At 73.4% G+C, this 26,854-nt stretch carries 24 protein-coding genes and 1 tRNA gene; 13 read left to right on the top strand and 12 right to left on the bottom strand.

Annotated features, from left to right (window positions below; all coding sequences use genetic code 11):
- The first annotated feature begins 149 nt into the window (after positions 1-149).
- Together ACIP93_RS16850 and ACIP93_RS16845 are read left to right on the top strand one after the other, a co-directional pair.
- Complete coding sequence (locus tag ACIP93_RS16850) at positions 150-1,316, top strand: MerR family transcriptional regulator (RefSeq protein ID WP_345218806.1); 1,167 nt, start codon at positions 150-152, stop codon at positions 1,314-1,316.
- 111 nt (positions 1,317-1,427) lie between these two features.
- Entirely contained in the window at positions 1,428-1,730 is a 303-nt protein-coding gene (locus ACIP93_RS16845; RefSeq protein ID WP_401759478.1) for a DUF6355 family natural product biosynthesis protein, read from the top strand.
- 133 nt (positions 1,731-1,863) lie between these two features.
- On the opposite strand, the gene ACIP93_RS16840 is transcribed toward ACIP93_RS16845, so the two are convergent.
- Positions 1,864-3,102 (bottom strand): metallophosphoesterase, encoded by a 1,239-nt coding sequence (locus ACIP93_RS16840; protein ID WP_401759475.1) that lies wholly within the window; start codon positions 3,100-3,102, stop codon positions 1,864-1,866.
- Positions 3,103-3,235: 133 nt separating this feature from the next.
- Positions 3,236-3,811 (bottom strand): GNAT family N-acetyltransferase, encoded by a 576-nt coding sequence (locus tag ACIP93_RS16835; protein ID WP_401759473.1) that lies wholly within the window; start codon positions 3,809-3,811, stop codon positions 3,236-3,238.
- Positions 3,812-3,896: 85 nt separating this feature from the next.
- Here ACIP93_RS16835 and ACIP93_RS16830 point away from each other — a divergent pair, with 85 nt between their 5' ends.
- Together ACIP93_RS16830 and ACIP93_RS16825 are read left to right on the top strand one after the other, a co-directional pair.
- On the top strand, positions 3,897-4,562 hold the full coding sequence (locus ACIP93_RS16830) for a winged helix-turn-helix domain-containing protein (RefSeq protein ID WP_401759470.1): 666 nt from the start codon (positions 3,897-3,899) through the stop codon (positions 4,560-4,562).
- Positions 4,559-5,896 (top strand): MFS transporter, encoded by a 1,338-nt coding sequence (locus ACIP93_RS16825; protein WP_401759467.1) that lies wholly within the window; start codon positions 4,559-4,561, stop codon positions 5,894-5,896. The genes ACIP93_RS16830 and ACIP93_RS16825 overlap by 4 nt, the downstream gene beginning before the upstream one ends.
- Positions 5,897-5,931: 35 nt before the next feature.
- Here the strand turns inward: ACIP93_RS16825 and ACIP93_RS16820 are convergent, their stop codons facing one another.
- The gene (locus ACIP93_RS16820; protein WP_401759464.1) at positions 5,932-6,414 is read right to left on the bottom strand and encodes a GNAT family N-acetyltransferase; all 483 of its coding nucleotides are present in this window, start codon (positions 6,412-6,414) and stop codon (positions 5,932-5,934) included.
- Positions 6,415-6,707: 293 nt separating this feature from the next.
- On the opposite strand from ACIP93_RS16820, the gene ACIP93_RS16815 reads away from it, so the two are divergent.
- The 3 genes from ACIP93_RS16815 (at position 6,708) to ACIP93_RS16805 (ending at position 8,585) form a co-directional block, all read left to right on the top strand.
- Positions 6,708-7,823: a mechanosensitive ion channel family protein gene (locus tag ACIP93_RS16815; RefSeq protein WP_401759462.1), complete on the top strand. Its 1,116-nt coding sequence runs from the start codon at positions 6,708-6,710 to the stop codon at positions 7,821-7,823.
- 85 nt (positions 7,824-7,908) lie between these two features.
- Positions 7,909-7,982: transfer RNA gene (locus ACIP93_RS16810), tRNA-Pro, on the top strand.
- A gap of 75 nt (positions 7,983-8,057) precedes the next feature.
- Positions 8,058-8,585, top strand: coding sequence for a DUF309 domain-containing protein (locus tag ACIP93_RS16805; RefSeq protein WP_345218787.1), 528 nt, complete (start codon positions 8,058-8,060; stop codon positions 8,583-8,585).
- A gap of 47 nt (positions 8,586-8,632) precedes the next feature.
- Here ACIP93_RS16805 and ACIP93_RS16800 read toward each other — a convergent pair whose 3' ends face one another.
- The 3 genes from ACIP93_RS16800 to ACIP93_RS16790 all read right to left on the bottom strand — a co-directional run bounded on the left by ACIP93_RS16800 (position 8,633) and on the right by ACIP93_RS16790 (position 11,627).
- Positions 8,633-9,313 carry a lactate utilization protein C gene (locus tag ACIP93_RS16800; RefSeq protein WP_401759459.1) on the bottom strand — a complete coding sequence of 227 codons (681 nt, stop codon included), beginning with the start codon at positions 9,311-9,313 and terminating at the stop codon, positions 8,633-8,635.
- On the bottom strand, positions 9,310-10,710 hold the full coding sequence (locus ACIP93_RS16795; protein WP_401759775.1) for a LutB/LldF family L-lactate oxidation iron-sulfur protein: 1,401 nt from the start codon (positions 10,708-10,710) through the stop codon (positions 9,310-9,312). The genes ACIP93_RS16800 and ACIP93_RS16795 overlap by 4 nt, the downstream gene beginning before the upstream one ends.
- Positions 10,711-10,871: 161 nt before the next feature.
- Positions 10,872-11,627 (bottom strand): (Fe-S)-binding protein, encoded by a 756-nt coding sequence (locus ACIP93_RS16790; RefSeq protein WP_401759456.1) that lies wholly within the window; start codon positions 11,625-11,627, stop codon positions 10,872-10,874.
- Positions 11,628-12,123: 496 nt separating this feature from the next.
- Between ACIP93_RS16790 and ACIP93_RS16785 the strand changes: the two genes are divergently transcribed.
- Complete coding sequence (locus tag ACIP93_RS16785) at positions 12,124-13,665, top strand: RNA polymerase sigma factor (RefSeq protein WP_345218780.1); 1,542 nt, start codon at positions 12,124-12,126, stop codon at positions 13,663-13,665.
- Here the strand turns inward: ACIP93_RS16785 and ACIP93_RS16780 are convergent.
- Positions 13,653-14,912 carry a cytochrome P450 gene (locus ACIP93_RS16780; protein ID WP_401759453.1) on the bottom strand — a complete coding sequence of 420 codons (1,260 nt, stop codon included), beginning with the start codon at positions 14,910-14,912 and terminating at the stop codon, positions 13,653-13,655. The genes ACIP93_RS16785 and ACIP93_RS16780 overlap by 13 nt on opposite strands.
- 284 nt (positions 14,913-15,196) lie before the next feature.
- On the opposite strand from ACIP93_RS16780, the gene ACIP93_RS16775 reads away from it, so the two are divergent.
- On the top strand, positions 15,197-15,619 hold the full coding sequence (locus ACIP93_RS16775) for a DUF350 domain-containing protein (RefSeq protein WP_345218775.1): 423 nt from the start codon (positions 15,197-15,199) through the stop codon (positions 15,617-15,619).
- A 58-nt stretch (positions 15,620-15,677) separates the two neighbouring features.
- Here the strand turns inward: ACIP93_RS16775 and ACIP93_RS16770 are convergent, their stop codons facing one another.
- The 5 genes from ACIP93_RS16770 to gcvPA all read right to left on the bottom strand — a co-directional run bounded on the left by ACIP93_RS16770 (position 15,678) and on the right by gcvPA (position 21,573).
- Positions 15,678-16,319, bottom strand: a complete 642-nt coding sequence (locus tag ACIP93_RS16770) for a GntR family transcriptional regulator (protein ID WP_401759450.1) — start codon at positions 16,317-16,319, stop codon at positions 15,678-15,680.
- 86 nt (positions 16,320-16,405) lie between these two features.
- Entirely contained in the window at positions 16,406-17,152 is a 747-nt protein-coding gene (locus ACIP93_RS16765; RefSeq protein ID WP_401759447.1) for an SDR family NAD(P)-dependent oxidoreductase, read from the bottom strand.
- A 64-nt stretch (positions 17,153-17,216) separates the two neighbouring features.
- Positions 17,217-18,536 carry an ATP-NAD kinase family protein gene (locus ACIP93_RS16760; RefSeq protein ID WP_401759444.1) on the bottom strand — a complete coding sequence of 440 codons (1,320 nt, stop codon included), beginning with the start codon at positions 18,534-18,536 and terminating at the stop codon, positions 17,217-17,219.
- Positions 18,533-20,170, bottom strand: coding sequence for an aminomethyl-transferring glycine dehydrogenase subunit GcvPB (gcvPB, locus tag ACIP93_RS16755; RefSeq protein ID WP_401759441.1), 1,638 nt, complete (start codon positions 20,168-20,170; stop codon positions 18,533-18,535). Before gcvPB ends, ACIP93_RS16760 begins: the two co-directional genes overlap by 4 nt.
- Complete coding sequence (gcvPA, locus tag ACIP93_RS16750; RefSeq protein ID WP_401759438.1) at positions 20,167-21,573, bottom strand: aminomethyl-transferring glycine dehydrogenase subunit GcvPA; 1,407 nt, start codon at positions 21,571-21,573, stop codon at positions 20,167-20,169. The genes gcvPB and gcvPA overlap by 4 nt, the downstream gene beginning before the upstream one ends.
- Before the next feature lie 154 nt (positions 21,574-21,727).
- Between gcvPA and ACIP93_RS16745 the strand changes: the two genes are divergently transcribed.
- The 4 genes from ACIP93_RS16745 (at position 21,728) to ACIP93_RS16730 (ending at position 26,852) form a co-directional block, all read left to right on the top strand.
- Positions 21,728-23,065 (top strand): ABC transporter substrate-binding protein, encoded by a 1,338-nt coding sequence (locus tag ACIP93_RS16745; RefSeq protein ID WP_401759436.1) that lies wholly within the window; start codon positions 21,728-21,730, stop codon positions 23,063-23,065.
- A 102-nt stretch (positions 23,066-23,167) separates the two neighbouring features.
- Entirely contained in the window at positions 23,168-24,004 is an 837-nt protein-coding gene (locus ACIP93_RS16740) for a carbohydrate ABC transporter permease (RefSeq protein ID WP_401759433.1), read from the top strand.
- Positions 24,001-24,864, top strand: coding sequence for a carbohydrate ABC transporter permease (locus ACIP93_RS16735; RefSeq protein WP_401759430.1), 864 nt, complete (start codon positions 24,001-24,003; stop codon positions 24,862-24,864). Before ACIP93_RS16740 ends, ACIP93_RS16735 begins: the two co-directional genes overlap by 4 nt.
- On the top strand, positions 24,861-26,852 hold the full coding sequence (locus tag ACIP93_RS16730) for a beta-galactosidase (RefSeq protein WP_401759428.1): 1,992 nt from the start codon (positions 24,861-24,863) through the stop codon (positions 26,850-26,852). The genes ACIP93_RS16735 and ACIP93_RS16730 overlap by 4 nt, the downstream gene beginning before the upstream one ends.
- The last annotated feature ends 2 nt before the right edge of the window (positions 26,853-26,854 follow it).

Here is a 26,854-nt window from a genome sequence, read left to right as displayed (position 1 = left end):
TGCCTGGGGTTGCGGGTGCTCAGCCTAGCGGTGGGTGCGAACATGCTGGTCAGAGGACTGGCGCAGGCACTGGTCGACCTTGCCCCTGGGGCAGGGCGCAGCATCGGGGGCACCGGGCCGCGGGGTCCGGTGCGGGGAGGAGAGGGCGCGTGGGGGCTTCGGACGCGGGGCTGTTGACGATCGGGGCGTTCGCGAGGGCGTCGCGGCTGTCGCCCAAGGCACTGCGGCTGTACGACGAGTTGGGGCTGCTGACTCCGGTGCGGGTCGATCCGGTGACCGGGTACCGCTTCTACGCGGTGGGGCAGTTGGAGCGGGCGCGTCTGGTGGCGTGGCTGCGGCGGCTCGGGATGCCGCTGGCGCGCATCCGCGAGGTCTGCGCGCGGGACCCCGCCGGGGCCGCCGACGAGGTGCGGGCGTACTGGGCGGAGGTCGAGGCCGACACCGCGCAGCGCCGGGACCTGGCCGCCCTCCTCGTCGGTGAGCTGTCGGGCGGCGGCGGGGCGGTGACGGCGCCGCTGGAGCTGCGGTACGCGGCCCTGTCGGACGCGGGGCGGGTGCGGGAGAGCAATCAGGACACGGCGTACGCGGGGGCGCGGCTGCTGGCCGTCGCCGACGGGTTCGGGGCGGCGGGGGCGCCGGCCGGGGCCGCGGCCGTGGCGGCCCTGCGGCGGCTGGAGGCGGACGCCCGCGCGACGGACGCGCTCCCGGCGCGGGCCCACGGGGGGACGGCCGGTGGTGTGGCGGCCGGTGGTGTGCTGAACGCGCTGGAGGACGCCGTCGAGGAGGCCCGGCGTGCGGTACGGAGCGCGGGCGGGCCGCCGGGCGAGGGGGCCGGGACCACGCTCACCGCGATGCTGTGGACGGGGTCGCGGTTGGCGCTCGTGCACATCGGGGACTCGCGGGCGTATCTGCTGCGAGGCGGCGGGCTGTTCCAGATCACCACCGACCACACGGTGGTGCACGCGCTCGTGGCGGAGGGCCGGCTCACCCCGGAGGAAGCCGCGTCCCACCCCCAACGGGCTCTGCTGGCAAGGGCGTTGACGACGGACGAGAGCTCACCGGACGCGGCTGCCGAGGTGCGGTTGCAGGACGCGCTGCCCGGCGACCGGTATCTGCTGTGCTCGGACGGACTGTCGGCGGTGGTGCCCACCGGCGAGATCCGTGAGGTGCTGGCGCGGGCCGGGGAGCCGGACGAGGCGGTCCGGGAGCTGGTGGACCGGGCGAACGCGCTCGGCGGGCCGGACAACGTCAGCTCCGTGGTCGCCGATGTGCGCCGTTCGGGCGAAGACACCACCCCCGCGGGGGAAGCGGCGTGACTGCGCGGGGACGGGGGCGCGAGGGTCGGCGGGTGCGCGGACGGGTTGCCGGACCGCGCGTCCGTGGCCGCCGAGCGGCGGCCCACCGTGTTCTGGACCAGGAGATTCACCATGCGTGTGCCCCGTTTTCTGCTGACCGCCGTCGGCGCCGTCGCCCTCGTCCTCGCCCCGATCGGCGCGGCGAACGCCGCCACCTCGGGCGTCGCGCCGGTCGCGGTCAAGTACCCGTGCGGGTTCTACAAGACCGGCAGTGACGCCTTCTACCACCACTGCACCGCCGACGGCTCGCACGTCATCATCAAGGTGGACGCCAACTGGGCCCCCGACTACGAGCGTTGCGTGTCCCCGGGCAGGACCTGGCTGGGCGCCGGCAGCAAGATCAACAACGCTCACTACACGGGGCGCACCTGCTGATCCCCGCACCCGGGGCGGGCCGGGGCCCTGCCCGCCCCGGTGCGCCGGGCAGGACCTGCGCGCCTCTCCCCCGGCCCGCGCAGACGCGGCGCAGGGCACGGCGGGGGCCGGGCCCGCCGCGCCGGGGGTCTTCTCAGCCGTGCACCGCTCCTGCCGGGGCCCGTACGGGAGTGGTGGTGCGGGTGGTGTGGGCCAGGCGGGCGGTGCGGGTCGGGACGTCGACCGTGTAGGCGTCGACGGTCATCGCCCGGTCGGAGACCTTGAGCACCATGAACCCGTGGTCGGAGAAGTTCTGCCAGGCGGCGGGGTGCTTTCCGTGGGCGCGGCCGTCGCCGGACTTGGCGGACGCGCCGCAGACGATCTGCCGGGTGCCGGCGGTGCGGGTGGTGGGCTCCAGGAGCTGGAGGGTGTGGTCGTGGCCGGAGAGGATCAGGTCGGCGCGGCCGACGACGACCTCCTCGTACAGCTCCTTGAGGTGGATGCCGCGGGTGTAGTGGCCGACGAGGAAGCCGTCGTAGGTTCCGGCACTGCCGTGCCTGCCGTTGTTGAGGTAGGGGTGGTGGCCGATGACGACCTTCCAGCGGGCCCGGGAGGCCGCGAGGGCGCCGTCGAGCCAGGCGCGCTGGGCGCGCATGTAGGGGCCGTTCCAGTAGTAGTGCGGGTCGAGCTGGGTGACGGTCGAGGCGACCGGGTTGGTGTCGAGGGCGAAGAACTCGATCACGGGGTCGGCGCCGTCGGCGGGCAGGGCGGCGGTGTAGTAGCGGCTGGGCATGTGCCAGCGGCGGGAGGAGCGGGCGTAGGAGACCTCGCGGTCGCCCCGGGAGGGGTCGCCGCCGCTGCCGGGGACCAGGCCGGAGCAGTCGTGGTTGCCGAGGACCATCAGCCAGGGCATGTCGAGGCCGGTGTTGGGCTCCTCGAACTTGGTCCGGAACTCGTCGTCGGTGTCGGACTCGGGGCCGTTCTCGTAGATGTTGTCGCCGAGGCCGACGGCCACGCCGACGCCCTCGCGCCGGCAGACCTCCCGGGCGGCGGCGGCCACGGCGTGCTGCTCCGCCGTGCCGGTACCCGCGTCGCCGGTGATCAGGACCGCGAACTCGCCCTGACCGTTGGGTCGTTGGGGGAAGGGGAAGACGTCCGCGGCGGCCCCGCGGGGTCGTACGGCTCCTGCGGCACGGGCCTGCGCCGCGGCGTGGCCGGGCAGGGCGGCGAGTGCCGCCCCGGCGGCCGCGCCGCCCAGCAGGGCGCGTCTGCGCACGGTGCCCATGGCGCGGACGCGGTCGCCCACCGGCCCGGCGGCCAGCTCGGGTTCGGCGCGCAGCCACTGGGCCTCGGTGAGGTCGGGGCGGGGCGGGATGAGGTCGTCGTCGCACATGGATGCGTTGTCCCACAGCACTACGGAAGGGCGGAAGGCCGCGGGGCGAACACCGGGCGGAGGTATGGGGGCGAGTTTGTGGACGGCGACGGCCGGGGGCCGTTTTGCCCCGGAACCGGCGCGGAGGGGCGGGTCACGGGGTGACGGAGGCCGCTCCCGGGTGGCCGGGGGCGAGGAAGACGACGACGTCGCCCGGGTCCGCGCCGGGCTCCGGAAGGACCTCGTGCCAGCCGAGCCGCCGGTAGAAGGCCACGGCGTCCGGGGCGGAACGGGCGGTGAGCAGCCAGACGCGGCCGTCCCGCGCGGCCCCGTCGCAGACGGCGGCCAGCAGGCGGCGGCCGAGACCCGTGCCGCGGGCGCAGGGACGTACCGCCAGCTCGTCCACCTGGAACGCCCCCACCAGGAGGGGACGGAGCCGGGGGCCGAGCTGGGCGGCGACGTGACCGGCGACGCGGCCGGCCGAGCGGTCGGCGGGGAACGGGCCGGGGGTGGTCCAGCCGCTGGCGAACCCGGCCGCGCCGGGCCCCCCGTCGCGGGCGGGGGCCACGGCGGCGCGGAAGCCGGGACGGCGTCGGTCGGTGTCCAGGCGCTCCCGGAAGGCCGGGACGGCGTCGGCGGGCTCGTTCCAGGGCGGGGCGGTGAAGACCTCCGCGTAGACGGAGACCAGGTCGTCGGCACGTTCGGCCACGTCGGCACGGTAGATGCGCATGCGCGGACAGTAGCGAAAGCATTTCCCAAATTATTTCTGCAAAAATACTTTTGCAGAGTGGGGCGACCGTCCTACGCTGCCGGACATGGGAAACGAGGAACAGGCGAACGAGCGTCCGGACCGGTCGGCGGAACACGATCGCGTGCTGGACCCGGCACAGGACATGGCGGCTCTCAAGGCCCTCACCCACCCCCTGCGCATCCGGCTGCTCGGCCTGTTGCGGCAGCACGGGCCGGGCACGGCGAGCGAACTGGCCGCCCGGACCGGCGAGTCGTCCGCCTCGACCAGCTACCACCTGCGGGTGCTGGCGAAGTACGCCTTCGTCGAGGAGGCGGAGCACCGGGACGGGCGCGAGCGCCGCTGGCGGTCGGCGCACACCGTGACCCGCTGGAACAACGAGGCGATGCACGCGGACCCGGCGGGCCGTGCCTTCCTCGACTTCACGCGCCGGCAGCAGCTCGACCACCTGCGGACGGCACTGGTGCAGCACGAGGCGGACATGGCCGAGGGGCTTCTCGGCCCCGACTGGGCGGAGCCGTCGGGCATCAGCGACCTGATGCCGCGCCTGACCCCGGAGTCGGCGACGGAACTGCAACGGGCCTTCGAGGAGAAGCTGGCGGAGCTCTCCGCCCGCGACGCCGGCGATCCGCGCGCCGAACAGGTCGTCCTCCTCACCGCCGCACTCCCCCTGGCACAGCGCGGCGCCCCTGACCCGCGGACGACTTCGGACATGGGTGACGGCGTGTCATGAAGCCCTCCCCCGCTGTCCTGCGGACCGCGCGCCGCCGCTACGTCGTGGTCACCCTGCTGTTCTGGCTCCCGATCGGACTGGGCTTCGGCACGGCCGTGCTGCTCTTCACCGAACGCGGCCTGGGCCTGGCCGCCGTCGCCGCGTGCTTCGCCGCGCACTCCGTCACCGCCGCCGTACTGGAACTGCCCACCGGCGGGCTCTCCGACGTACTGGGCCGCCGCCCGGTACTGGCCGCCGCCGGGCTCCTCAACACCGCCGCGCTCACCCTCCAGGCCGTGGTGGCCTCGCCCGCGATGCTGGCCGTCAGCATGGCCCTGATGGGCGCCGGGCGCGCCCTGTCCAGCGGGCCCGCCGAGGCCTGGTACGTCGACACTGTGCAGGCCCACGGCGGACCCGAGGCCGATCTGCGCACCGGCCTGGCACACGGCGGCACCGCCGCCTCCGTCGGCCTGGGGGCGGGCTCCCTGGTCGGCGGCACGCTCCCGCTGCTGATCGGGCTCGGCCCGGACCTCGGGTCGTGGCTGGCACGGGTCACCGGGGGAGCCGTCGTCCCCATGTCCGTGCCGAGGCTGACGGGCGCCGCCGTCGCCGTCGTCTTCGTGCTGTACGTCCTGTCCGCCCTGCGGGAGCCGCCGCGCGCCCCGAGCACGCTGCGCGGCGTGCTGCGGGGTGTCCCGGCCACGGTGCTCGACGGGGTGCGGCTGGGGGCCCGCGAGGTGACGGTGCGCCGGGTGCTGCTGAGCGCGGCGGCGGCCGGGGTGGGCCTGGCCGCGATGGAGCTGCTGCTGCCGGTCCGGGCGGCCGGCGTCACCGGGGCCCTGGAGTCGGGGGCGCTGGCGTACTCCCTGGTGGGCTGCGCGGGGTTCGCGCTGGCGGGTTGCGGCAGTGCGCTGGCACCGCTGACGGCGCGCTGGACACGGAGCGGGGAGCGGGCGGTGCTGGCCGGTCTGGGGGTGTCGGCGTGCGGGCTGGTGCTGCTCGGGGTGACGGCGCTGTCGGTGTCACCCCTGGCCATCGGGGTCGCGCTGGTCGGCTACGGGCTGTTCTACCTGGGACTCGGCTCGGCGGGCCCGAACGAGAACGAGCTGCTGCACCGCCGGGTGACCAGCGCGCAGCGGGCGACGGCGCTGTCGGTGCAGTCGCTGGCGTTGCAGGTGACGGCCGGGCTGAGCGGGATCGTGCTGGGTGCCGTGCCGGCGGGGGCGGGCCCGTGGCTGCTGGCGGGTGCGGCGGTGCTCTGCGGGGCGCTGCTGTGGGTGCGCAGGCCGATGGCGGTATCCGTGGCACAGCCCGAGGGGAAGGGCGGCGAGGCGGTCGTCCAGACACGGGGGTGAGCGCCGGTGCGGGGGCGCCCGCACCGGCAGGACGTTTATGTGAGGGCCAGCTCGGCGACCGTCTCGTCGCCGCTGGTCTCCCCGGTGGGGCGGAAACCCAGCCCCGTGTAGAAGGCCCCGGGGCCGGACGGGCCCGGGTGGTAGGTGACCGTCATGCGGGTGCCGCCGCGGCGGCGGATCTCGGCGGCGACGGACTCCACCGCGAAGCGGCCTCGGCCGCGGCCCTGCTCGTCCGCCGCGACGTTCAGGCGCCAGAGGCCGGAGCGCAGGTCTCGGCCCGTCCCGTCGCCCGCGAAGTCGATGTCCAGGAAGGCCATCAGGAAGGCCACCGGGCGGTCCCCGTCCAGGACCAGGCGCGGCCAGGCGGTCTTCCCGTGGACGTACGCCTGGGCGAGGGACTTCACGACCGGCGCCACCAGGTGCGCCTGGTCGGGCCGGACCTCGATGCCGAGCGCGGCGTCGAGGGTGGCGGGGGTGATCTCCGCCAGGCGGAGGCCCGGAGGGGGCGTTGCGGTCATGGGAGCAGCGTACGAAGTCCGGTCAAGCGGTTTCACGGCCCCGGGGCGGTCCCCGGCTTCCCCGCGCCGCCGCGCGGGCGCCGGCCGCAAGCCGTGGCCGCCGCAGGGGGTCCGGCGGGGATGCGGCAGGATGGCGTCCGCACCGGACGGCCCGTCAGGAACGGCGCTGTTCCGGTGTGCCCGTACGACCGGAATGAGCAGGTGACCAAGGTGACGACACCTCATATATGCCGCCCCCAGGGGCAATTCGACCGCAGTCGCTCGGCCGTGCCGACGGCCCGGGGGGCGCACTGATGGAGCGCGCCCTCGCCCTGAGCGACCTGATCGTCGCCGGAATCGCGGCGGCCGCGGGCCTGCTCGCCGCCCTCCTGCTGCGGATGCTGCTGCGCTGGCTGGGCGAGCGGGCCAGCCGTACGCGCTGGGGCGGCGACGACATGATGGTGGACGCGGTACGGACACTGGTCCCCGTCGCCGCGATCGCGGCCGGGATCGCGGTCGCCGCCGCGGCACTGCCGCTGACCGCCCGCACCGGACAGAACGTGACCCGGGTACTGACCGCCGCGCTGATCCTGGCGGGCACCCTGACGGCGGCCCGGATGGCGACCGGTCTGGTGCGGTCCGTGGCACAGTCCCGGTCGGGGGTGGCCGGGTCGGCGACGATCTTCGCGAACATCACGCGGGTGGTGGTCGTCGCGATGGGCTTCCTGGTGCTGCTGCAGACCCTGGGCGTCTCGATCGCCCCGCTGCTGACCGCGCTCGGCGTCGGCGGCCTGGCGGTCGCGCTGGCGCTCCAGGACACCTTGGCGAACCTCTTCGCGGGCGTGCACATCCTCGCGTCGAAGACCGTGCGGCCCGGTGACTACATCCGGCTCAGCAGCGGCGAGGAGGGGTACGTCGTCGACATCAACTGGCGCAACACCGTCGTGCGCCAGCTCTCCAACAACCTGGTGATCATTCCGAACGTCCAGCTCGCGGGCACGAACATGACCAACTACAGCCGCCCCGAGCAGCAGCTCCAGATCAACGTGCAGGTCGGCGTCGCCTACACCAGCGACCTGGAGCACGTCGAGCGGGTCACGACGGAGGTCGTCGCGGAGGTCATGAAGGAGATCACCGGCGCGGTGCCCGAGCACGAGCCCGCGGTGCGCTTCCACACCTTCGGGGACTCCCGGATCGGGTTCACGGTGGTGCTGGGCGTGGGCGAGTTCAGCGACCAGTACCGGGTCCAGCACGAGTTCATCAAGCGCCTGCACCAGCGGTACCTGGTGGAGGGCATCCGGGTGCCGGCCCCGGCACGGAACGTGACCGTGGTGCAGGGCGAGCCGCAGCCGGACCTCGTTCCGCTCCTGGCACCGGGCATCCCGCAGCAGCGCCGCTCCGCGCCGACGCCGGAGCAGAGCGCACCGTAGGCACCGCGGTTCGGACCTCCGGTGAAGGTGGGGTATTGTTCTCATGCGCGCCCAGCCAGGGGGAAAGCCCAGGTCAGGCGCGCACCGGGACGTGGCGCAGCTTGGTAGCGCACTTGACTGGGGGTCAAGGGGTCGCAGGTTCAAATCCTGTCGTCCCGACCGGCGGCACATCGCAGGTCGGAGCCCGTATCAGAAGATTCTGATACGGGCTTTTCCGTATTTCCGGGAGGAACGATGGCTGACAGGGACGGGCGGCGCGACCGGGACGGCGAGGGGCGGGCGCGCAACGCGCGGCCGCGGGACGGCCTCGGGAGGCCGTTGCCGTACGGGACGCCGGGGGTGGAGCGGCAGCCGGAGGGGGTGGTCCGCTCCCCCGCCGAGTCGGTGCGCGAGGCGCAGCGGCTGCTGGACGCGGGGATGCCCTTCCACGCGCACGAGGTGTTCGAGGACGCGTGGAAAGCGGGCCCGCCGCGGGAGGCTCCGCTGTGGCGGGCGCTGGCGCAGGTGGCGGTGGGGCTGACGCACGCGGCCCGGGGCAATGCCACGGGGGGCGCGCGGTTGCTGCTGCGGGGCGCCGAGGGGCTGGCCTCGTACACGGGCGCGGACCACGGGATGGACCTGGGGCACGTACAGGCGTGGGCGCGGGCGCTGTCGGAACGGGTCGGGGCGCCGGGCGCGCCCGCGGTGGACGCCCGGGTGGAGGCGCTTCAGTTGCGCGGGGGTGAGGTGCGGGTCGCCGGCCGCCCGCGGCGGAGGGGCTGAGCCGTCGCGGGCGGGGGCTCCGGGGGCCGGAGGAGGGCCCGGGGGGGTCAGGCTTCGGTGAGGAGGACGACCTCCAGTGTCCGGGGCCCGTGCACCCCCTCCACCCTGTCCAGTTCGATGTCGCTCGTCGCCGAAGGGCCCGAGATCCAGGTCAGCGGACGGGTCGGGTCCAGGCGGGGCATGGCCTGCGGGAGGGACGCGACGACCTGGGAGGGGGCGCGTACCACGCAGATGTGGTGGTCCGGGACCAGGGTGAGGCGGCGGCGGCCCTGGGCGGGGCCGGCGTCCAGGACGACGGTGCCGGTTTCCGCGACGGCCAGGGCGCAGCCGGTGACGACGCTGTCGACCCGGTCGAGCTCGGCCGCGGTGAGTGCCGCCCGGTCCTCGACGCGTGCCGCGCCGGTCTCGGAGAGCCACCCGTCGGGCAGGCCCGCGGGGACGAGGACGGAGGTCGAGCCGTGTTCCGCGAGCAGGCGCGCCAGAAGGGGGGCGAGGGCGCCCTCGGTGGTGCGGTGGACGATCGCCCGGTAGTCGGCGAGGTTCTCGTGGAGCAGGTCGAGGACGGCCGCCGGGTCGTCGGGGGTGTGCGCGGTGGCGTACGCGCGGGTCGGTCCGGGCGCTTCGGGGGCGTCGGCGAGGGCCCTGCGGACGCGGGCCAGGACGCGGTCGCGGCCGGTGGCCGGCGCGGCGGTGCCGGAGGGCCGGGGCTGCGGGGAGCGGGTGTTCACGATGTGCGGTTCCTCTTCCACCAGTCCCGGAAGGGCGCGGCGGGCAGTTCGGGCAGGTCACGGGTGTTGGTCCAGGCGGCGGCGCCCGGGAGGCGCCGGGGGTGGGCCTTGCGGGTCAGGGAGGCGGCGCGTTCGGCGGCGGCCAGCGCGGAGGGGTGGTCGAGGACCCACCCGGACGCCTTCATCGCGGCCTTCTCCAGGCGGTGGCCCCGGCCGCCCCGGTCGGCGACCTTCTCGCGGAGGTGGACCAGGACCTCGGGGATGTCGATGGCCACCGGGCACACCTCGTAGCAGGCGCCGCAGAGGGAGGAGGCGAAGGGCAGGGAGGCGTCCAAGTCCGTCGTGGTGCCGCGCAGTTGGGGGGTGAGGATCGCCCCGATCGGGCCGGGGTAGACCGAGCCGTACGCGTGGCCGCCCGCCCTTTCGTAGACCGGGCAGACGTTGAGGCACGCGGAGCAGCGGATGCAGCGCAGCGTCTGGCGGCCCACCTCGTCGGCGAGGACGTCGGTGCGGCCGTTGTCGAGGAGGACGAGGTGGAAGGCCTGGGGGCCGTCGCCGTCGGTGGTGCCGGTCCAGGTGCTGGTGTACGGGTTCATGCGCTCGGCGGTGGAGGAGCGCGGGAGGGTCTGGAGGAAGACCTCCAGGTCCCGCCAGGTGGGGACGACCTTCTCGATGCCGACGACGGAGATCAGCGTCTCGGGGAGGGTCAGGCACATGCGGCCGTTGCCCTCGGACTCGACGACGACCAGGGTGCCGGTCTCGGCGACCATGAAGTTGGCGCCCGAGATGCCGACCTTGGCGCGCAGGAACTTCTCGCGCAGGTGCAGGCGGGCGGCTTCGGCGAGGTCGGCGGGGCGGTCGGTGAGGTCGGCGGGGGCCGGGCGGCCCCACGCGCTCATCGTGCGGGCGAAGATCTCGCGGATCTCGTCCCGGTTGCGGTGGATGGCCGGGACCAGGATGTGGGAGGGGCGGTCGTCGCCGAGCTGGACGATGAGTTCGGCGAGGTCGGTCTCGTAGGCGGCGATGCCCGCGGCCGCCAGGGCCTCGTTCAGCCCGATCTCCTGGGTGGCCATGGACTTGACCTTGACCACTTCGCGCTCGCCGGTGGCTCGCACCAGGTCCGTGACGATGCGGTTGGCCTCGTCGGCGTCGGCCGCCCAGTGCACGGTGCCGCCTGCCGCGGTGACGGCTTCCTCCAGTTGCAGCAGGTAGCGGTCCAGGTGGCGGAGGGTGTGGTCCTTGATCTGCTTCCCGGCCTCGCGGAGTTCGGCCCAGTCGTCCAGTTCGGCGACCGCTTTGGCGCGTTTGTCGCGGATGGTGTGGGTCGCGTGCTTGAGGTTGGCGCGCAGGGTGGCGTCCCGGACGGCGGCGCGGGCGGCGCGGGGGAAGGAGGGCATGCCCAGATACGTACGGTTCGCGCCGTTCTTGTAGCTGGTTTCGGACGTAATGGCCGTGGGCGCGACGGTTCCGGATGATTCGGTTCCAGATGGCCCGATTCCGGACGCGTCGGTTCCGGACGGGGTGGCGCCGGAGGCGCCGGTGCCGGGCTTCGGGACGCTCACAGCAGGGGCTCCTCTTCGGTGCTGGCCAGGATCTCGGCGAGGTGCAGGGCGCGCTGCGGGGAGTCCTGCCGGCGGAGCATGCCGCCCAGGTGCATCAGGCAGGAGTTGTCCGCGCCGCACAGGACCTCCGCCCCCGTGGACCGGGCGTTGCGGAGCTTGTCCTCGCCCATGGCGGCGGAAACATCGGAGTTCTTCACCGCGAAGGTGCCGCCGAAGCCGCAGCACTCGTCCGCTCCGGGGAGCTCCCGCAGCTCCAGGCCCTTGACCGCTTGGAGCAGCCTGCGGGGGCGTTCGCCCAGGCCCAGCACGCGCAGTCCGTGGCAGGAGGGGTGGTAGGTGACGGTGTGCGGGAAGTACGCCCCGACGTCGGTGACGCCGAGCACGTCCACGAGGAACTCGGTCAGCTCGTACGTCCGCGGGACGAGCCCGGCGGCCGCGGCCGCGAGGTCGCCGCCCCGGCCCTCCTTGGCCTGGAGGCGTCCGATGCGTGGATAGTTGTCGCGGATCATCGCCGCGCAGGAGCCCGACGGGGTGACCACGCAGTCGTACCCCTCGAAGGCGGCGGCGGTCCTGCGGACCAGCGGTTCGGTGTCGCGGCGGTAGCCGGTGTTGTACTGCGGCTGCCCGCAGCAGGTCTGGGCGGCGGGGAAGTCCACCTCGACGCCGAGCCGCTCCAGCAGCTTCACGACGGCGATTCCGGTGGCGGGGAACACCGCGTCGTTGACGCAGGTGACGAAGAGAGCGACGCGCATAGGTCGGAGGATAGGGCGGGCGGAGGCCGACCGGATAGGCCGTGATCACGATCGTGTGATCACGTTTGCGCATCCCCGCCTCCGCGTCCGTCCCGGCATCGGTGTCCACCGCCGCCACCTCCCTCTCCGTGTCCGTTTCGCTCCCGATCGGCCGGACGTACGGAATCGGGTCCTCCAGGTGGGGGAAATCCGGGCGAAAACCCCTCTCCCGGGGGAGAGATGTCCCCCGGGGGTACCCTTGGGGATTCCACTCGGCCCGCCCGGCGGCCCCCGCACCGCCTCGTCACGCCGTCGGGGCCCCCACGCACCTCGGAGGCCGCCCGGACCGGGAAGAGTGGCTCAGGTCACTTGAGAAAAGGCGTAACGAAACAACGCGGGTGCGCGATGACCTGACAGGTGCCGTCGCGCAGCCGAGCCTTCCGCCCTGTGGAACGAGGCTCGGCTACGGCCTCGCTCCCGCCATCACACTTGTATTTCTCGCTACGAGAGGCTCTTCGTGTCGCTCAGTCCGTCCCGCCCGTTCCCTCAGGAGATCGCCGAATCGCCGTCCTTGGTCTCGCTCATCGAGCGCGGCCGAGACCAGGGCCACATCAATGGCGACGACGTCCGCCATGCCTTCGAAGCGGACAGCATCCCTGTCGACCAGTGGAAGCGGGTCCTGCGCAGCCTGAACCAGGTCCTCGACGAGGAGGGTGTGACGCTGATGGTGACGGCGGCCGCGGCCGCCAAGCCCGCGAAGGCCGCCAAGCGCGCGCCCCGCAAGGCCGCCGCCGCCGGTGAGGCCAAGCCCGTCGCGAAGCGTGCCGTCGCCAAGAAGGCCGCTCCGGTCAAGAAGACGACGACGGCCGCCAAGGCCGCCGCCGCTGCCGCCCCCGAGGCTCCGGCCGTCGAGGACGAGCTCGACGAGACCACGGCCGTGGCGGACAAGCCCGCCCCGAAGAAGCGCGCCACCAAGAAGACGGCGGCGAAGAAGACCGCCGCGAAGAAGCAGACGGACGAGTGGGCGGGTGACGGCGAGGAGGAAGAGGAGACCCCCAAGCCCGGCACCGCCGGTTACGTCCTGTCCGACGAGGACGAGGACGACGCGCCGCCGCAGCAGGTCGCGGTCGCGGGCGCCACCGCCGACCCGGTCAAGGACTACCTCAAGCTCATCGGCAAGGTGCCGCTGCTCAACGCCGAGCAGGAGGTGGAGCTGGCCAAGCGCATCGAGGCCGGTCTCTTCTCCGAGCACAAGCTCGACGGCGAGGACGGCGAGGCCACGGAGGAGCTGACCCCGCAGTTCCGCCGCGAGCTGGAGATCCTGGTCGAGGACGGCCGCCGCGCCAAGAACCACCTCCTGGAGGCCAACCTCCGTCTGGTGGTCTCGCTGGCGAAGCGTTACACCGGCCGCGGCATGCTGTTCCTGGACCTCATCCAGGAGGGCAACGTCGGTCTGATCCGCGCGGTCGAGAAGTTCGACTACACCAAGGGCTTCAAGTTCTCGACGTACGCCACCTGGTGGATCCGGCAGGCGATCACCCGAGCGATGGCCGACCAGGCCCGCACCATCCGCATCCCGGTGCACATGGTCGAGGTCATCAACAAGCTGGCCCGCGTCCAGCGCCAGATGCTCCAGGACCTGGGCCGCGAGCCCACCCCGGAGGAGCTGGCCAAGGAACTCGACATGACCCCCGAGAAGGTCATCGAGGTCCAGAAGTACGGCCGCGAGCCCATCTCCCTGCACACGCCGCTGGGCGAGGAGGGCGACAGCGAGTTCGGCGACCTCATCGAGGACTCGGAGGCCGTGGTTCCGGCCGACGCCGTCTCCTTCACCTTCCTCCAGGAGCAGCTCCACTCGGTGCTGGACACCCTCTCGGAGCGCGAGGCGGGCGTCGTCTCGATGCGCTTCGGCCTGGCGGACGGCCAGCCCAAGACGCTGGACGAGATCGGCAAGGTCTACGGCGTGACGCGTGAGCGCATCCGCCAGATCGAGTCCAAGACGATGTCCAAGCTGCGTCACCCGTCGCGCTCGCAGGTCCTGCGCGACTACCTGGACTGATGCCCGCCCGGCTGTTCGGCCGGGAAGGACAGGTGCAGCGCCTGGGGCGAGCGATGGATCAGAGTGGGCCGTACGACGACCTGCTGGTCCGCCGCTCGCCCCAGGCGCAGGTGCGGGAACCGGCGGGTGAACAGCTCCAGGGTGATGCGCAGTTGCGCGCGGCCCAGGTGCGCGCCGGGGCAGCCGTGGACGCCGCGGCCGAAGCCGAGGTGCTTGGCGGGGGCGGTGCGGGCGATGTCGAAGCTGTCGGGGTCGGCGTGGCGGGCGGGGTCGCGGTTGGCGGAGCCGTACGCGACGAACACGGTGGCGCCGGCGGGGAGTTCGGTGCCGGCGAGGGTGACGGTACGGGTGGTGAGCCGCCGGAAGCCCTGGATGGGGGCGTCGAAGCGGGCGCACTCCTCGACGGCGGCCGGGACGCGTTCCGGCTCGGCGCACAGCAGCTCCCACTGGGCGCGGTCGCGCAGCAGGTGGTGGAGGGCGCTGCCGATCAGGGCGGTGGTGGTGAGGTGCCCCGCGACGAGCAGGTTCTGGAACTGCGAGACGGCCTCGGCGCGTTGTTCGCGGGTGAGGTCGCCGGTGCCCGGCACGAGGGCGGCCGTCATGGTGGAGACCAGGTCGTCCCGGGGGTGCGCGCGGCGCTCGCGGATGTAGTTGTCCAGCAGGTGCTGGAGGGTGACGACGTCGCGGGCGGCGGCCACCTGCTCCTCCTCGGGCAGCGGCCGGAAGAGGAGTTCCTCGGCGCGGCGGCTGCCGTGGACGGCGGTGCGGGCGTCCTCCTCGGTCAGCCCGAGGAGACGGCCGATGACGTCGCCGGGAAGCTGCTGGGCGTACTCCCCCATGAGTTCGGCCTGTCCACGGGGGGCGAAGGCGTCCACGAGGGCTTCGGCGCGGGCGGCGGTGTACGGGAGGACCGCGTTGACGCGGGCGGAGGAGAGCCCGGAGTTGAGGGGGGCGCGGTAGGCGCGGTGGGCTTCGCCGTCGGTGCTGAGAACGGTACGGAAGCCCCCCAGGCCCCTGGCGAGCTCGGCGAGGGCGGCGGGGCCCGGGCGGACGTCGGGGCGCAGGGCGTTGGCCGAGGAGAAGTCCTCCGGACGGCGCAGGACCTCGCGGACGTCGGCGTCCCGGGCGACGAGCCAGGCGTCGAGCTCGGGCACGAAGGTGAGCCCGGGGGCCGCGCGGGCGCGGGCGCAGCGGGGGTAGGGGTCCCGGTAGAGGGCGTCGAGGCGGTGGTGATCGGCCAGGTCCACGGGGTCATGGTGCACGAGGGGGGCGGGGCAGGGGAAGGGGGTTCCGGGGCGGGTCGTGGACCACGTGCCGTGGGGACGGTGGTGAGGGGCACGCGCGGGTGAGCGCGTGCAGGGGCGGTGCCTTCGTCCCACGGGCCGGGGCGCCGGCGCTTCGCGGAGCGCGGAGAGCTGAGGCAGGGGCATGACAGGGTGGCGGGGGCGTGCGGTAGGTTTTGCGTCTCCTTCAGCATGCGATCACGGGCACTCACCCGTACGCCACTCACCTCGGGGACTGAGACTTCTCAATGGAAGACATCGTCAACGGAATCGGCCGTGCCGCCGCCTACGGCGCCCTCGGCGTCGTCCTGCTCACGCTGGGCATCTTCCTGGTCGACGCGCTGACCCCGGGCAAGCTGGGGCGGCAGATCTGGGAGCAGCGCAACCGGAACTGCGCCGTGCTGCTCAGTTCCGCGCTGCTCGGCATCGGCGGCATCGTCTTCACGTCCATCTGGACGACGTACGACGACTTCGGCAAGGGCCTGGTGTCCACCGCCGCGTTCGGTGTGCTCGGCCTGGTGATGATGGCGGTCGCGTTCTGGGTGGTGGACGTGGTGACGCCCGGCAAGCTGGGCCAGACCCTGGTCGAGCAGGAACCGCACCCGGCGGTGTGGGTGACGGCTTCCTGCAACATCGCGGTGGCCGCGGTGATTTCGGCCTCCATCGCCTGACGCGCGGGGCGCGAGACGCCTGACGGCCTGAAGTACGGGGGTTTCCCGCCCCCGCACTTCAGGCCGTCAGGCGTTCCAGGATGCGGTCCATGCCGCTGTTCCAGTTCTCCCTGAGCGCGCGGACCGCGCTCGGCAGGTCGCCGTTCACCAGGCACTCGGCGATGCGTTCGTGTTCCTCGGCCGACCGTTCCAGCACGTCCTGGTCGCCGAGGGCGACCTGTTCGTAGCGGTGCATGGTGAGTTTGAGGGAGGCGATCAGGTCCATCAGGCGGGCGTTGGGGCAGCCCGAGAGCAGCAGGGCGTGCCAGGCGTCGTCGTACCGCTCGATGACGTCGTGCCGGGCCTGCGGCGCCGAGAAGGCGCGTGCCTCTTCGAGCAGCCTCGGTGCCAGGGCGGCCAGCCGGGTCGGATCGGTGGACTCCAGGGCGAGGGATTCCAGGGTGGCGACGATGGTGGTGAGGTCGCGGAACTCCCGGGCGCTCAGGGGGGCGAAGCGAAAGCCCTTGCCGCGTTCGCTGGTGATGACGCCCTCGCGCTCCAGGGAGATCAGGGCTTCGCGGAGCGGGGTGCGGCTGACGCCGAGTTCGGTGGCGAGGCGGCCCTCGTTGATGGGTTCGCCGGTCGGGATGGTGCCGCGGCCGAGCCGTTTGATCAGTTCCTCCTTGACCTGCTCGCGCAGCGGGCGGTTCTCGATAGGCATGTCGGCGGCCCTTCCCCTCGTCCGGCTCAGATTATCGGCCACCCGGGGCGGGCGGCCGCCCCGGGTGGCCGGTGGGTGGGTGTGCGTCACGCGGTTCCGCCGCCGTCGACGGGGATGATCGCGCCGCTGAGGAACGAGGAGGCGTCGGAGGCGAGGAAGGCGACGGTCTGCGCGATGTCGCGGGGCTGCCCGATGCGGCCGAGGGGGCGGTCGGCGGCCTGCTCGTAGAACACCTCGGCGGATGCGCCGAGTTGGCGGGCCTCTTCGGCGAGCATGCCGGTGGCGGTGTCGCCGGGGCACACGCAGTTGACCCGGATCAGGTCGGGCCCGTGGTCGATGGCCATGGCGCGGGTCATGTTGACGACGGCCCCTTTGGAGGCGCAGTACGAGACGGCGCGGGCGCCGCCCGAAATCCCCCACCCGGAGCCGGTGTTGATGATGGAGCCGCCGCCCTGGGCCGCCATCCCGGGTATCACGAGGCGCGACATCAGCAGGACCGAGCGGACGTTGACGGCCATGACGAGGTCCCAGTCGTCGTCGGTGATCTCGCAGACGGTGGACCGGCGGATGATTCCGGCGTTGTTGAAGAGGACGTCGACGCCGCCGAGTTCGAAGTGGGCGGCCCGGACGGCCTGCTCGCAGTCGGTGCGCCGGGAGACGTCGCAGCGCACGAAGACGCCGCCCGCTTCCTTGGCGGTGGCCTCGCCGGCTTCGGGGTCGATGTCGGCGACGACGACGCGGGCGCCGAGTTCGGCGAGGAGGAGGGCGGAGGCGCGGCCGATGCCGGAGGCGGCGGCGGTGACGAGGGCGCGCTTGCCGGTGAGGTCGATCATGTCGGACTGGCTCCTTGGGGGTGGTTGTCCGGTGGCTGCGGCGTCTTCAGTGGCTGGGGCGTCTTCAGTGGCTGAGGCGGTAGAGGGCGGTGCGGCCCCGGCCGGTGAGGACGGTGGCGTAGCCGGAGAGTTCGGCGTCCAGGGCGTCGTCGCCGGTGTCGATGAGGAGGGGGCGGCCGTGCAGGGCGGCGAGTTTGGCTTCGGTGGCGAGGACGAGGAGCTTGCCGGGGGCGAGGGTGCGGAGGACCTCGGGGGAGATCTGCTGGTTGCCCCGGCCGAGGAGGAAGCCTTGGCCTCCGACGGGGGAGAGGGCGAGGAGGAGGGGGTGGTGCCGGGCCAGGGCGCGGAGGTGGGCGGAGGTGAGGTGGGTGGCGAGGGGGCGGTACGGGGGGAGGCCGGGGGGTGGCGGGTGTGCAGCGGCACTGGGCGGGCGAGGGGGCGGGGGTGCAAGGGCCGCCCGGGGGGACCCAAGGGGAGGGAGCGCCCCGTCAGGGGCGTGGGGAACCGCACGGTCAGCCACCGCGCACCCGCACGGCGACGGGCAGTCGCCGCGGTGGCTCGCCCCACACCCGCCGCCCGCCCGGACCAGCGCCGTGACCCCCGTCAGCGGGATCTCCGCGCCCAGGGCGGCGGCCACCGCCCGGGTGGTGGTGCCCGGGCCCAGGACCAGGAGGTCCTCCGCCGCCGCCCGGGACGCCAGCTCCGCCGCGATCCCCCCGAGCGCCTCCGGGGAGGCCCCCGTGCTGCCCGCCTTGCGCTGCTGGACGCGCACCGGCACGTACGGCACCGGCAGCCAGCCGTAGAGCCGGGAGGCCAGGCGGCCGCGCCGCAGTTCCACCTCGTCGCGGTCCATGACCTCCGCCGGGCGCAGCCGCGGCCCGCCGGACCCGGACGCCCAGCCCGCGGCGATCTCCCCGGCAGCCCGGGGGTTCACCGCGAAGACCGCCGAGTGCATCTTGACCCCGGTCGGGATGCCGAGGACCGGGAGCCGTGCCTCCTCCCCCAGCGCCTCCAGCACGTCGCGGGCGGTGCCGTCGCCCCCGGCGAACAGCAGCAGGTCCACCTCGTCCGCGAGGGCCCGCACGGCCTCGACGGTGTCACGCGGCCCGGTGGCCCCCGGGCGGCGCGGCCGGTGCACCACGCGTGCGGGCAGCCCCGCCGCGCGGGCCGACGCCTCCCCCATCGCGCCGGAGGCGGTCAGCAGCTCGACGTCCCGGGTGCGGCGGGCCAGTTCGGCGAGGGCGGCCGTGGAGCGGTCCACCGCGCACGGCGCCGCCCCCCGTTCCAGCGCCCGCCGCTGGGTCCGCGTACCGTCGCTGCCGCCCAGGCCCACCCGGCCGCCGAGCCCGGCGACCGGGTTGACCACGAGACCGAGCCGGATCATGTGGCGTCCGCGGCGCCCAGCACCTTGCGGCGGTAGGTGCGCCAGCTCGGGGACCAGCGGGCCGGGTCGTCGAGTGCCTCCGGGCGGACCCGGTGGACGGTGGAGCGGTGCGGGGCGGTGCGGACCGTCTCCGGGTCCTCGTAGGCCTCCCGTGCCACCTCGGCGAGGATCGCCGCGTACTCGTCGAGGTCGGCCCGGGAGTAGGACTCGGTGGGCTCCAGGGTCATCGGCTCGGGGACCAGGTAGGGGTGGTGGCTGGTCCAGTAGTGGGCGCCGAAGTCGGCGGCGCGCAGGCCGATCTGCTCGCTGTGGACGCCGGTGTCCGCGTTCAGCTGCTCCCAGCTGTAGCGGACCTGCTCGACGCGGGGGCGCCCGGTGGCGTACGGGACGCTGACGCCGCGGATCTGCTTGACCTTGTGCAGGAGGTAGTTGTTGTTGAGGACGGCGGTCTCAGCGACCTCGCGCAGGCCGTCGGCGCCCAGGGACATGATCCAGGCGTACGCGCGGACCAGGTTCGGGACGACGCCGTGGTGCGGGCGGATCTTGCCGACCGAGTGCGGCCGGTCGCCGTCCAGCCGGTGGCGGCCGCGGTCCGCGTCGTACTCCACGGTGGGACGCGGGAGGTACGGGGCCAGGGCCTCGGTGACGCCGCAGGCGCCGGCCGCCGGGCCGCCGCAGGCGTGCGGGGTGGAGAAGGTCTTGTGCAGGTTGAAGTGGCACAGGTCGAAGCCCGCGTCGCGGGCCCGGGTGATGCCGAGGATGCCGTTGGCGTTGGCCTGGTCGTAGGCGGCGAGGCCGCCCGCCGCGTGGACGATGTCGACGAATTCGGCGATGCGGGGGTTGTAGATGCCCGTGTCCTCGGGGTTGGTGATGAGGAGGGCGGCGGTGCGCGGGCCGACGGCCGCGCGCAGGGCCTCGATGTCCGGGTAGCCGTCGGCGTCCGGGTGGAGGGTGATGACCTTGAAGCCGGCCGTCTTGGCGCAGGCCGCGTTGGAGGGGTGGGAGAAGACGGTGGTGATGATCTCGTCACGGGTCCGGGCCTCGCCCCGGTCGGCGAAGTAGGCGCGGATCATGGCGACGTTGGCGTAGATGGCGGCGGAGCCCGCACCGGGCTGGAGGGAGACCCGGTCCATGCCGGAGACCTCCTTCAGCAGGCCCTCCAGCCGGTGCAGGATCTCCAGGACGCCCTGCACGGTGGACTCGTCCTGGAGGGGGTGCAGGCCCGCGATGCGCTCGTCCGTGACGAAGCGGTCGTTGACCTTGGGGCTGTACTTCATGGTGCAGGTGCCCTGGCCGACGTCGACGTTGAGGTCGGCGCCCAGCGTCTCCTGGGAGAGCCGCAGGTAGTGGCGGAGCACCTGCTGCTGGCCGATCTCGGGGAGGGCGGGCGCGGTGGTGCGGCGCAGCGCGGCCGGGACCTCGACCGCACCGCCGAGGGCTTCGGTGATCTCCGGGTCCACGTCGGGGACCAGGACGCCGCGCTCCCCCGGTGAGCCGAGTTCGAAGATGAGCTTCTCGTCCCAGGACGCCTGGTGGAAGCGGCGCAGCGCGGGCTTGTCCGCGATCCGGGCGTCCTCGGGGGCGACGGGCCCGGCGGCGGGGCCGGCGGGGTGGGTGTCGAAGGGGGCGCTCACTTGACGATCTCCTCCAGGGCGGCGGCCAGCTCGTCGATGTCGGCCTTGCTGTGGACTTCGGTGACGCAGTACAGCGCCTGGTCGACGGCGGTCTCGATGCCGCCGAAGATGCCGCGTTCGCGCAGGTCGGCATGGATGTCGGCGGTGCTGCGGGCGCCGGTGAAGCGGACCGGGAAGTCGGCGAAGTGGACCGCTTCGGCGTGCGGGACCGCGACGCCGGGGACGCGGGCGAGGCGCTGCTTGGCGTACGCGGTGTGGGCGAGGACCGTCTCGCCGATCTCCCGCATGCCCTGCGGGCCCATCAGGGAGAGGTAGACGCCCGCGCCGATGCCGTGCAGGGCGGCGGCGGTGCCGACCCATTCCTTGCCCTCCTCGCGCCGGGCGAAGGAGGTGCGGTCGTACGCCACGTCGCCGAAGCCGTACTCGCCCTCGACGTCGGTGGGGACCAGGCCGAAGAGGCGGGTCGGGTACTCCGCCACGAGGCGCGGGTCGTCGGCGGCGCCGATGAAGCCCGCGGTGCCGCCGCCGTAGCTCATGCGGATGCCGAGCGGTTGGATGTCGCCGCAGGTCAGGTCGGCTCCGTACGAGGACGGTGGGGCCAGCACGCCGAGGCTGACCGGGTTGCAGCCCACGACGTACAGGGCGCCGCTGCCGTGCGCCAGCCGGCCCAGCCCGGGAAGCGCCGGGTCGACCAGTCCCAGCCGGTTGGGGGCCTCCGCGTACACGGCCGCCACGTCGCCCCCGGCGAGGGCGGACCGTACCGCGTCCGCGTCGGTGCCGCCGGTCGCCGGGTCGGCGGGGACGAGGACCACCTCGTGGTCGGGGCGGACGTAGTCGCGGATCTTGGACAGCTTGTCGGGGTCGACGTCGCCGCAGATCAGCAGTCTGCGCAGGCCCGTGACGCGGCCGGCCATGCGCAGCGCCGTACCGGCGGCCTGGAAGCCGTCGTAGACGGGGACGTTGACGACGTCCACGTCGAGGAGTTCGGCCATCAGGGACTGGTACTCCCACATGGCCTGGAAGCGGCCGTGGTCCTCGTACGGCTCGCCCGCGTAGGCGGTGAGGAACTCGGACCGTCCCGTCACCTCGTCGACGACGGCGGGCACGTGATGGGGGTAGCAGCCGCCGCCGAGGAAGCTGAGGGTGCGGGTGGCGGGGGTGTTGCGGCTGAGCAACTGCTCCATGTGGCGCACGAGTCGGGCCTCGGAGCGCAGGGGTGCGGGCAGGTCGAGGGGGCGGCGGAGCCGGATCTCCTCGGGGATGTCGGCGTAGAAGTCCTCGACACCGGCCGCGCCGACGGCGTCCAGCATGGCCTGCCGTACGGCGGGAACCGCGTTCGGAATGTACGGGTGCACCGGGACCCGGGGGTGCGGGCGGTCCGGGGAATTCTCGGGTGGGGTCATGCCGCGCCTCCGCTGGCGAAGAGCTCCCGGAGCCGGGTGCTCGGTCCCGACTTCTGGGATTTCAGGGGCAGTTGACGTTCGACCTCTTGACGCGACAAGGCGTCATTCAGTGTTCTGTATACAGCATTAGGCATTCCGACGGCGGGAGACAAGGGTGTCAACTCGACCGGCACGCAGGGCAGTTCTGGCCGCCGGGCTCGCGGCGGGGGCCACGGCCGCGCTCTCCGGCTGCGCCACCGGGGGCGCCGGCGGCCGGGGCGGTCCGGCTCCGGAGGTGCCCGAGGCGGACGGGAAGCAGCTCAGGGGCACGGTCACCGTCTGGTCCTGGGACGTCGCGGCCAAGGCGATGCGGCGGCTGGCGAAGGACTTCCAGGCGAAGCACCCGGGGACGGCCGTCACGGTCCGCGACATCGGCTACGACAGCGCCTACGACAAGATCACCGTGGGCCTGAAGAGCGGCTCGGGACTGCCGGACGTGCTGACCGTCGAGGGCCCGCGCATGGCGACGTACACGGGGAACTTCCCCCGGGGCTTCTACGACCTGACGAAGCCGGCCGGTGCGCACCGGAAGAACTTCGACGAGGCGTCCTGGAAGACGGTGGTGGACCCGCGGGGCAGGACCGTCGCCCTGCCGTGGGACATCGGCCCGTGCGGGATGTTCTACCGCCGTGACTACTTCCGGGCGGCCGGGATCGAGCCGGGGTCGATCCGGACCTGGGACGACTACGTGCAGGCGGGCGAGCAGCTCAGGAAGCGCACCGGCCGCCGGATGCTCGTCCTGGACTCGGTCGAGGACTCCACCTTCGCGATGCTGCTCCAGCAGCAGGGGCGGCACTTCTACGCCGACGGCAGGGTGGCCGTCGACAGCCCGGAGGCGGTGCGGGCGGCGACACTGCTCAAGACCCTGGCCGACCGGGACCTGGTGGATTACCAGAAGGGCTGGGACGGCCTGGTCACCGCCACGAAGGCGGGCAGGGCGGCCACCGAGACGAGCGCGGCGTGGTGGATGGGCACGCTGCTCGCCGACGCGCCGGAGCTGAAGGGGAGGTTCGGCGTGCTGCCGATGCCCGCCTTCACGGCCGGCGGGGCGCGCACCTCGAACCGGGGCGGGTCCGTGCTCGCCGTGCCCGAGCAGAGCAGGAACCCCGGACTCGCCTGGGCCTTCGTGGAGTTCCTGCTCACGAGCGTGCCGAACCAGGTGTCGATGCTGAAGCGGGAGGGCCTCTTCCCGGCCTTCCTCCCGGCACTCGCCGACCCGTATCTGAGCACGCCGCAGGAGTACTTCGGCGGGCAGGCGGCCCTGAAGGTGTTCGCGGACCTCGCTCCGACGACACCGCCGGTGGAGTACACCGAGGACGGCGCGAAGGCGAGCGAGATCATGTTCTCGACGATCTCCGGAATCCTGACGCGCGACAAGGACCCCCGGGAGGCGCTGGGCTCCGCCGCCGCGCAGATCGCCTCGGCCACCGGCCGGCCGCGGATCGCGGGCTGACGCACCATGGCCGCGCCCACGCGTACGCTCCCGCCCTCCCCCGCCGTGGCGCCCCCGTCCCCGTCCGGCCGGCGCCGGCAGCGGCACCGGGTGGTTCCCTGGGTGTTCGCGGGGCCCGCCGCCGTGCTGTTCGCCGTGTTCTTCGCGTACCCGCTGGGTGCGAGCCTCTTCCAGAGCTTCACCGCCGAGCGCGACGGGGCGTCGGTGTGGGTGGGGCTCGCCCAGTACCGGCGGATGGCGTCGGACCCGGCGTTCCTGGAGTCCCTGGTCAACGTCGGGCTCATCCTGCTGGTGCAGGTGCCGCTGATGGTGGTGCTCGCGCTGCTGCTGGCGGGACTGCTCAACCAGTCCTGGCTGAGGTTCCGGGGCGCCTGGCGGGCGGTCTACTTCCTGCCCGCCGTCACCACGCTCGTCGCGTACGCGGTCGTCTTCCAGGTGCTGCTGAAGACGGACGGGGGGCCGGCGAACCAGTTCCTGTCGGTGTTCGGGCTCGGGCCCGTCGACTGGCTCAACGACCCGGCGTGGGCGCGGATCTCCCTGATCGCCTCGCTGACCTGGCGGTGGGCCGGGTACAACGCGGTGATCCTGCTGGCCGGTCTCCAGGCGATCGGCAAGGAGCAGTACGAGGCGGCCGCGCTGGACGGGGCGTCGGCCTTCGCGACGTACCGCAGGATCATCGTCCCGCAACTGCGCCCGGTGGTCCTGTTCTGCGCGGTCACCTCCACCATCGGCACACTGCAGCTCTTCGACGAGAACTACGTGCTGACGCGCGGCGGCCCCGACAACGCGACCCTCTCCCCCGTGGTCTACCTCTACAGGACCGGCTTCGAACAGCTCGACTTCGGTTACGCGGCGGCCGTCGCATGGGTGGTGGTGCTGCTGATCGCGGTGCTGTCCCTCGCCCAGTACCTCCTGTTCGGACGGCAGGAGCGCCGATGAGCACGGCCGCCCCGGCCCGGGACGCCGTACGCAGGAGCCCCGCGCGGCGGCTCGCGGGACCGGCCGTCGGGCTGGTCCTGGTGGCCGGCGCGGTGATCAGCCTGGTGCCGTTCGCCTGGATGGCGATCGCCTCCACGCACTCCACCGCGGACCTCTTCCGCTCCCCGCCCCCGCTCGTGCCGGGCGGCCGGCTCCTGGACAACCTGGCCCGGCTGGAGGAGACCGTCGGGTTCAGCCGGGTCATGCTCAACAGCGTCGGCATCGCCCTGGTGCACACCGCGCTGAGCGCGCTGATCTCGGCGATGTGCGGGTACGGGCTGGCCAAGTTCCGGTTCCGGGGGCGCGGGCTGCTGCTCGGGGTGGTCCTGGCGACGATGATGATCCCGTTCCAGGTGCTGCTCGTGCCCCTGTTCCAGATGATGGCGAGCCTGGGCTGGGTCAACACCTACCAGGCGGTGGTCCTGCCGTTCCTCGCGAGTTCCTTCGGCATCCTGCTGATGCGGCAGGGCTTCCTGGACTTCCCCGACGAACTCCTGGAGTCGGCGCGGATCGACGGCTCCGGTGAGCTGCGCACCTTCTACACCGTCGTACTGCCCTGCGTGCGCCCGCAGTTGGGAGCCCTTGTCATCTTCACCTTCATGAGTGCCTGGAACAGCTTCATCTGGCCGCTGCTCATGCTGAACTCGGAGGACGCCTACACCGTGCCCGTCGCGCTGAACACCCTGACCGGGCTCTCCCGCGTCGACCACTCCGGGCTGATGCTCGGCTCGCTGCTGGCCACGCTGCCCCTGCTGCTGCTCTTCCTGTGCTTCCAGCGGCACTTCGTCTCCGGTCTGCTGGGCGGGGCGGTGAAGCAGTGAGCCGCGGCTTTCCCGAGGGCATCCAGTACGGCGGGGACTACAACCCCGAGCAGTGGCCCGAGGAGACCTGGGCCGAGGACGCCGCGCTGATGCGGGAGGCGGGCGTCACCCTGGTCACGGTCGGCGTCTTCGCCTGGGCGAGGCTCCAGCCCGGCCCCGACTCCTGGGAGTTCGGCTGGCTCGACCGGCTGATGGACCTGTTCGCCGCGCACGGCATCGCCGTGGACCTCGCCACGGCGACCGCCTCGCCGCCCGCGTGGCTGGTGCGTTCCGCCACCTACGTCCGGCCGGTCACCGCCGACGGCGTACGCCTGGAATTCGGCTCCCGGCAGCTCTACTGCCCCTCCGACCCCACCTACGTCCGCGCCGCCGGGAAGCTGGTGCGCGCGCTGGCCGAGCGGTACGCCAAACACCCGGCGCTGGCGCTCTGGCACATCCACAACGAGTACGGCGACCACGTCACCGAGTGCTTCTGCGAGGAGTCGGCGGCCGACTTCCGCGACTGGCTCAGGAAGCGCTACCGCACCGTCGAGGAACTCAACCGCGTCTGGGGAACCGACTTCTGGTCGCAGCGCTACGGCGACTTCCGGCAGATCGAACCGCCGCGCACCGCCCCGGGCCCGGTCAACCCCACCCAGGTCCTGGACTGGCGGAGGTTCTGCTCCGACGCGCTCCTGCGGCTGCACCGGCTGGAGCGGGACGTGCTGCGCACGCACTCCCCCGACGTGCCCGCCACCACCAACTTCATGTCGATGTTCAAGGCCCTCGACCACTGGGAGTGGGCCCGGCACGAGGACATCGTCTCCGACGACGCCTACCCCGACCCGGCCGATCCGGCGGCGCACGTGGGCGCGGCCCTCAACCACGACCTGATGCGCTCCCTCAAGGGCGGCCGGCCGTGGCTGCTGCTGGAGCAGGCGCCGTCGGCGGTGAGCTGGCGGCCCGTCAACGTGCCCAAGCGCCCCGGCCTGCAACGCCTGTGGTCGCTCCAGGCGCTCGCCCGGGGTGCGGACGGGATCCTGTACTTCCAGTGGCGGCAGTCGCGGGCGGGCGCGGAGAAGTTCCACAGCGCGCTGCTGCCCCACCGGGGCACGGCCTCGCGGGGCTGGCGGGAGACGGTCCGGTTCGGGGCGGAGCTGCGCCGGCTCGCCGAGGTGGCCGGCTCCCGGATCACCGCGCGGGCCGCGATCGTCCTGGACTGGCACTCCTGGTGGGCGCTGGAGGGCACCGACCACCCCTCGGAGCGGATGCGCTGGCGGGAGCTGCTGCGCCCCTGGTACGAGGCGCTGTACGCACGCGGGATCACCGTGGACTTCGTCGCGCCGGACGCGGATCTCTCCCCGTACCGGCTGGTCCTGGCCCCGAACCTGTACCTGCTGCGCGCCGAGCACGCCCGGCGGATCGCCGACCACGTGCACGGGGGCGGGCATCTGGTGTGCGGGCCGTTCAGCGGGGTCGTGGACGAGCACGACCACCTGCACCCCGGGGGCGCGCCGGGGCCGCTGCGGGAGGTGCTCGGGGTGGTCGTCGACGAGTTCTGGCCGGTCCCGGACGGGGAGACGGTGCGGGTCGGCGAGGACGCCCGGGCAAGCGTGTGGAGCGAGTGGCTGGTGGCCGAGGGGGCCCGTCCGCTGCTGGCGTACGCCTCCGGGACGCTCGCCGGGCAGCCCGCCGTCACCCGGAACGCCTGGGGGCGGGGCAGCGCCCGCTACCTGAGCTGCCGCCTCGACGCCGAGGGCCTGGGCCGGGTGCTCGACGGGGCGCTCTGCGAGGCGGAGGTGACACCGGTGCTCGGCGCCGCGCCGCCCGCGGGGGTCGAGGCCGTACGGCGCGGCCCGTACCTCTTCCTGCTCAACCACACCGACCGGGAGGCCGACAGCCCGGCCCTGCCCGGCACCGACCTGCTCACCGGCGAGCAGGTGCACGACCGCGTCCGGCTGGGGCCGCTCGGCGCGGCCGTCGTCAGAACCGTATCCACGGAAAGGTGACC

The sequence above is a fragment of the Streptomyces sp. NPDC088745 genome (genome assembly GCF_044751045.1).
GTDB lineage: Bacteria > Actinomycetota > Actinomycetes > Streptomycetales > Streptomycetaceae > Streptomyces > Streptomyces cremeus.
The sequence above is the reverse complement of the archived record's forward strand: the minus strand, read 5'-3'. Positions and strand labels throughout refer to the sequence as shown.

Excerpts from the sequence above, each read along its gene's own strand:
- ACIP93_RS16845 (WP_401759478.1), top strand. The coding sequence starts at position 1,428 with ATGCGTGTGCCCCGTTTTCTGCTGACCGCCGTCGGCGCCGTCGCCCTC.
- ACIP93_RS16840 (WP_401759475.1), bottom strand. The coding sequence starts at position 3,102 with ATGTGCGACGACGACCTCATCCCGCCCCGCCCCGACCTCACCGAGGCC.
- ACIP93_RS16835 (WP_401759473.1), bottom strand. The coding sequence starts at position 3,811 with ATGCGCATCTACCGTGCCGACGTGGCCGAACGTGCCGACGACCTGGTC.
- ACIP93_RS16830 (WP_401759470.1), top strand. The coding sequence starts at position 3,897 with ATGGGAAACGAGGAACAGGCGAACGAGCGTCCGGACCGGTCGGCGGAA.
- ACIP93_RS16825 (WP_401759467.1), top strand. The coding sequence starts at position 4,559 with ATGAAGCCCTCCCCCGCTGTCCTGCGGACCGCGCGCCGCCGCTACGTC.
- ACIP93_RS16820 (WP_401759464.1), bottom strand. The coding sequence starts at position 6,414 with ATGACCGCAACGCCCCCTCCGGGCCTCCGCCTGGCGGAGATCACCCCC.
- ACIP93_RS16815 (WP_401759462.1), top strand. The coding sequence starts at position 6,708 with ATGGAGCGCGCCCTCGCCCTGAGCGACCTGATCGTCGCCGGAATCGCG.
- ACIP93_RS16805 (WP_345218787.1), top strand. The coding sequence starts at position 8,058 with ATGGCTGACAGGGACGGGCGGCGCGACCGGGACGGCGAGGGGCGGGCG.
- ACIP93_RS16795 (WP_401759775.1), bottom strand. The coding sequence starts at position 10,710 with ATGCCCTCCTTCCCCCGCGCCGCCCGCGCCGCCGTCCGGGACGCCACC.
- ACIP93_RS16790 (WP_401759456.1), bottom strand. The coding sequence starts at position 11,627 with ATGCGCGTCGCTCTCTTCGTCACCTGCGTCAACGACGCGGTGTTCCCC.
- ACIP93_RS16775 (WP_345218775.1), top strand. The coding sequence starts at position 15,197 with ATGGAAGACATCGTCAACGGAATCGGCCGTGCCGCCGCCTACGGCGCC.
- ACIP93_RS16770 (WP_401759450.1), bottom strand. The coding sequence starts at position 16,319 with ATGCCTATCGAGAACCGCCCGCTGCGCGAGCAGGTCAAGGAGGAACTG.
- ACIP93_RS16765 (WP_401759447.1), bottom strand. The coding sequence starts at position 17,152 with ATGATCGACCTCACCGGCAAGCGCGCCCTCGTCACCGCCGCCGCCTCC.
- ACIP93_RS16760 (WP_401759444.1), bottom strand. The coding sequence starts at position 18,536 with ATGATCCGGCTCGGTCTCGTGGTCAACCCGGTCGCCGGGCTCGGCGGC.
- gcvPA (WP_401759438.1), bottom strand. The coding sequence starts at position 21,573 with ATGACCCCACCCGAGAATTCCCCGGACCGCCCGCACCCCCGGGTCCCG.
- ACIP93_RS16735 (WP_401759430.1), top strand. The coding sequence starts at position 24,001 with ATGAGCACGGCCGCCCCGGCCCGGGACGCCGTACGCAGGAGCCCCGCG.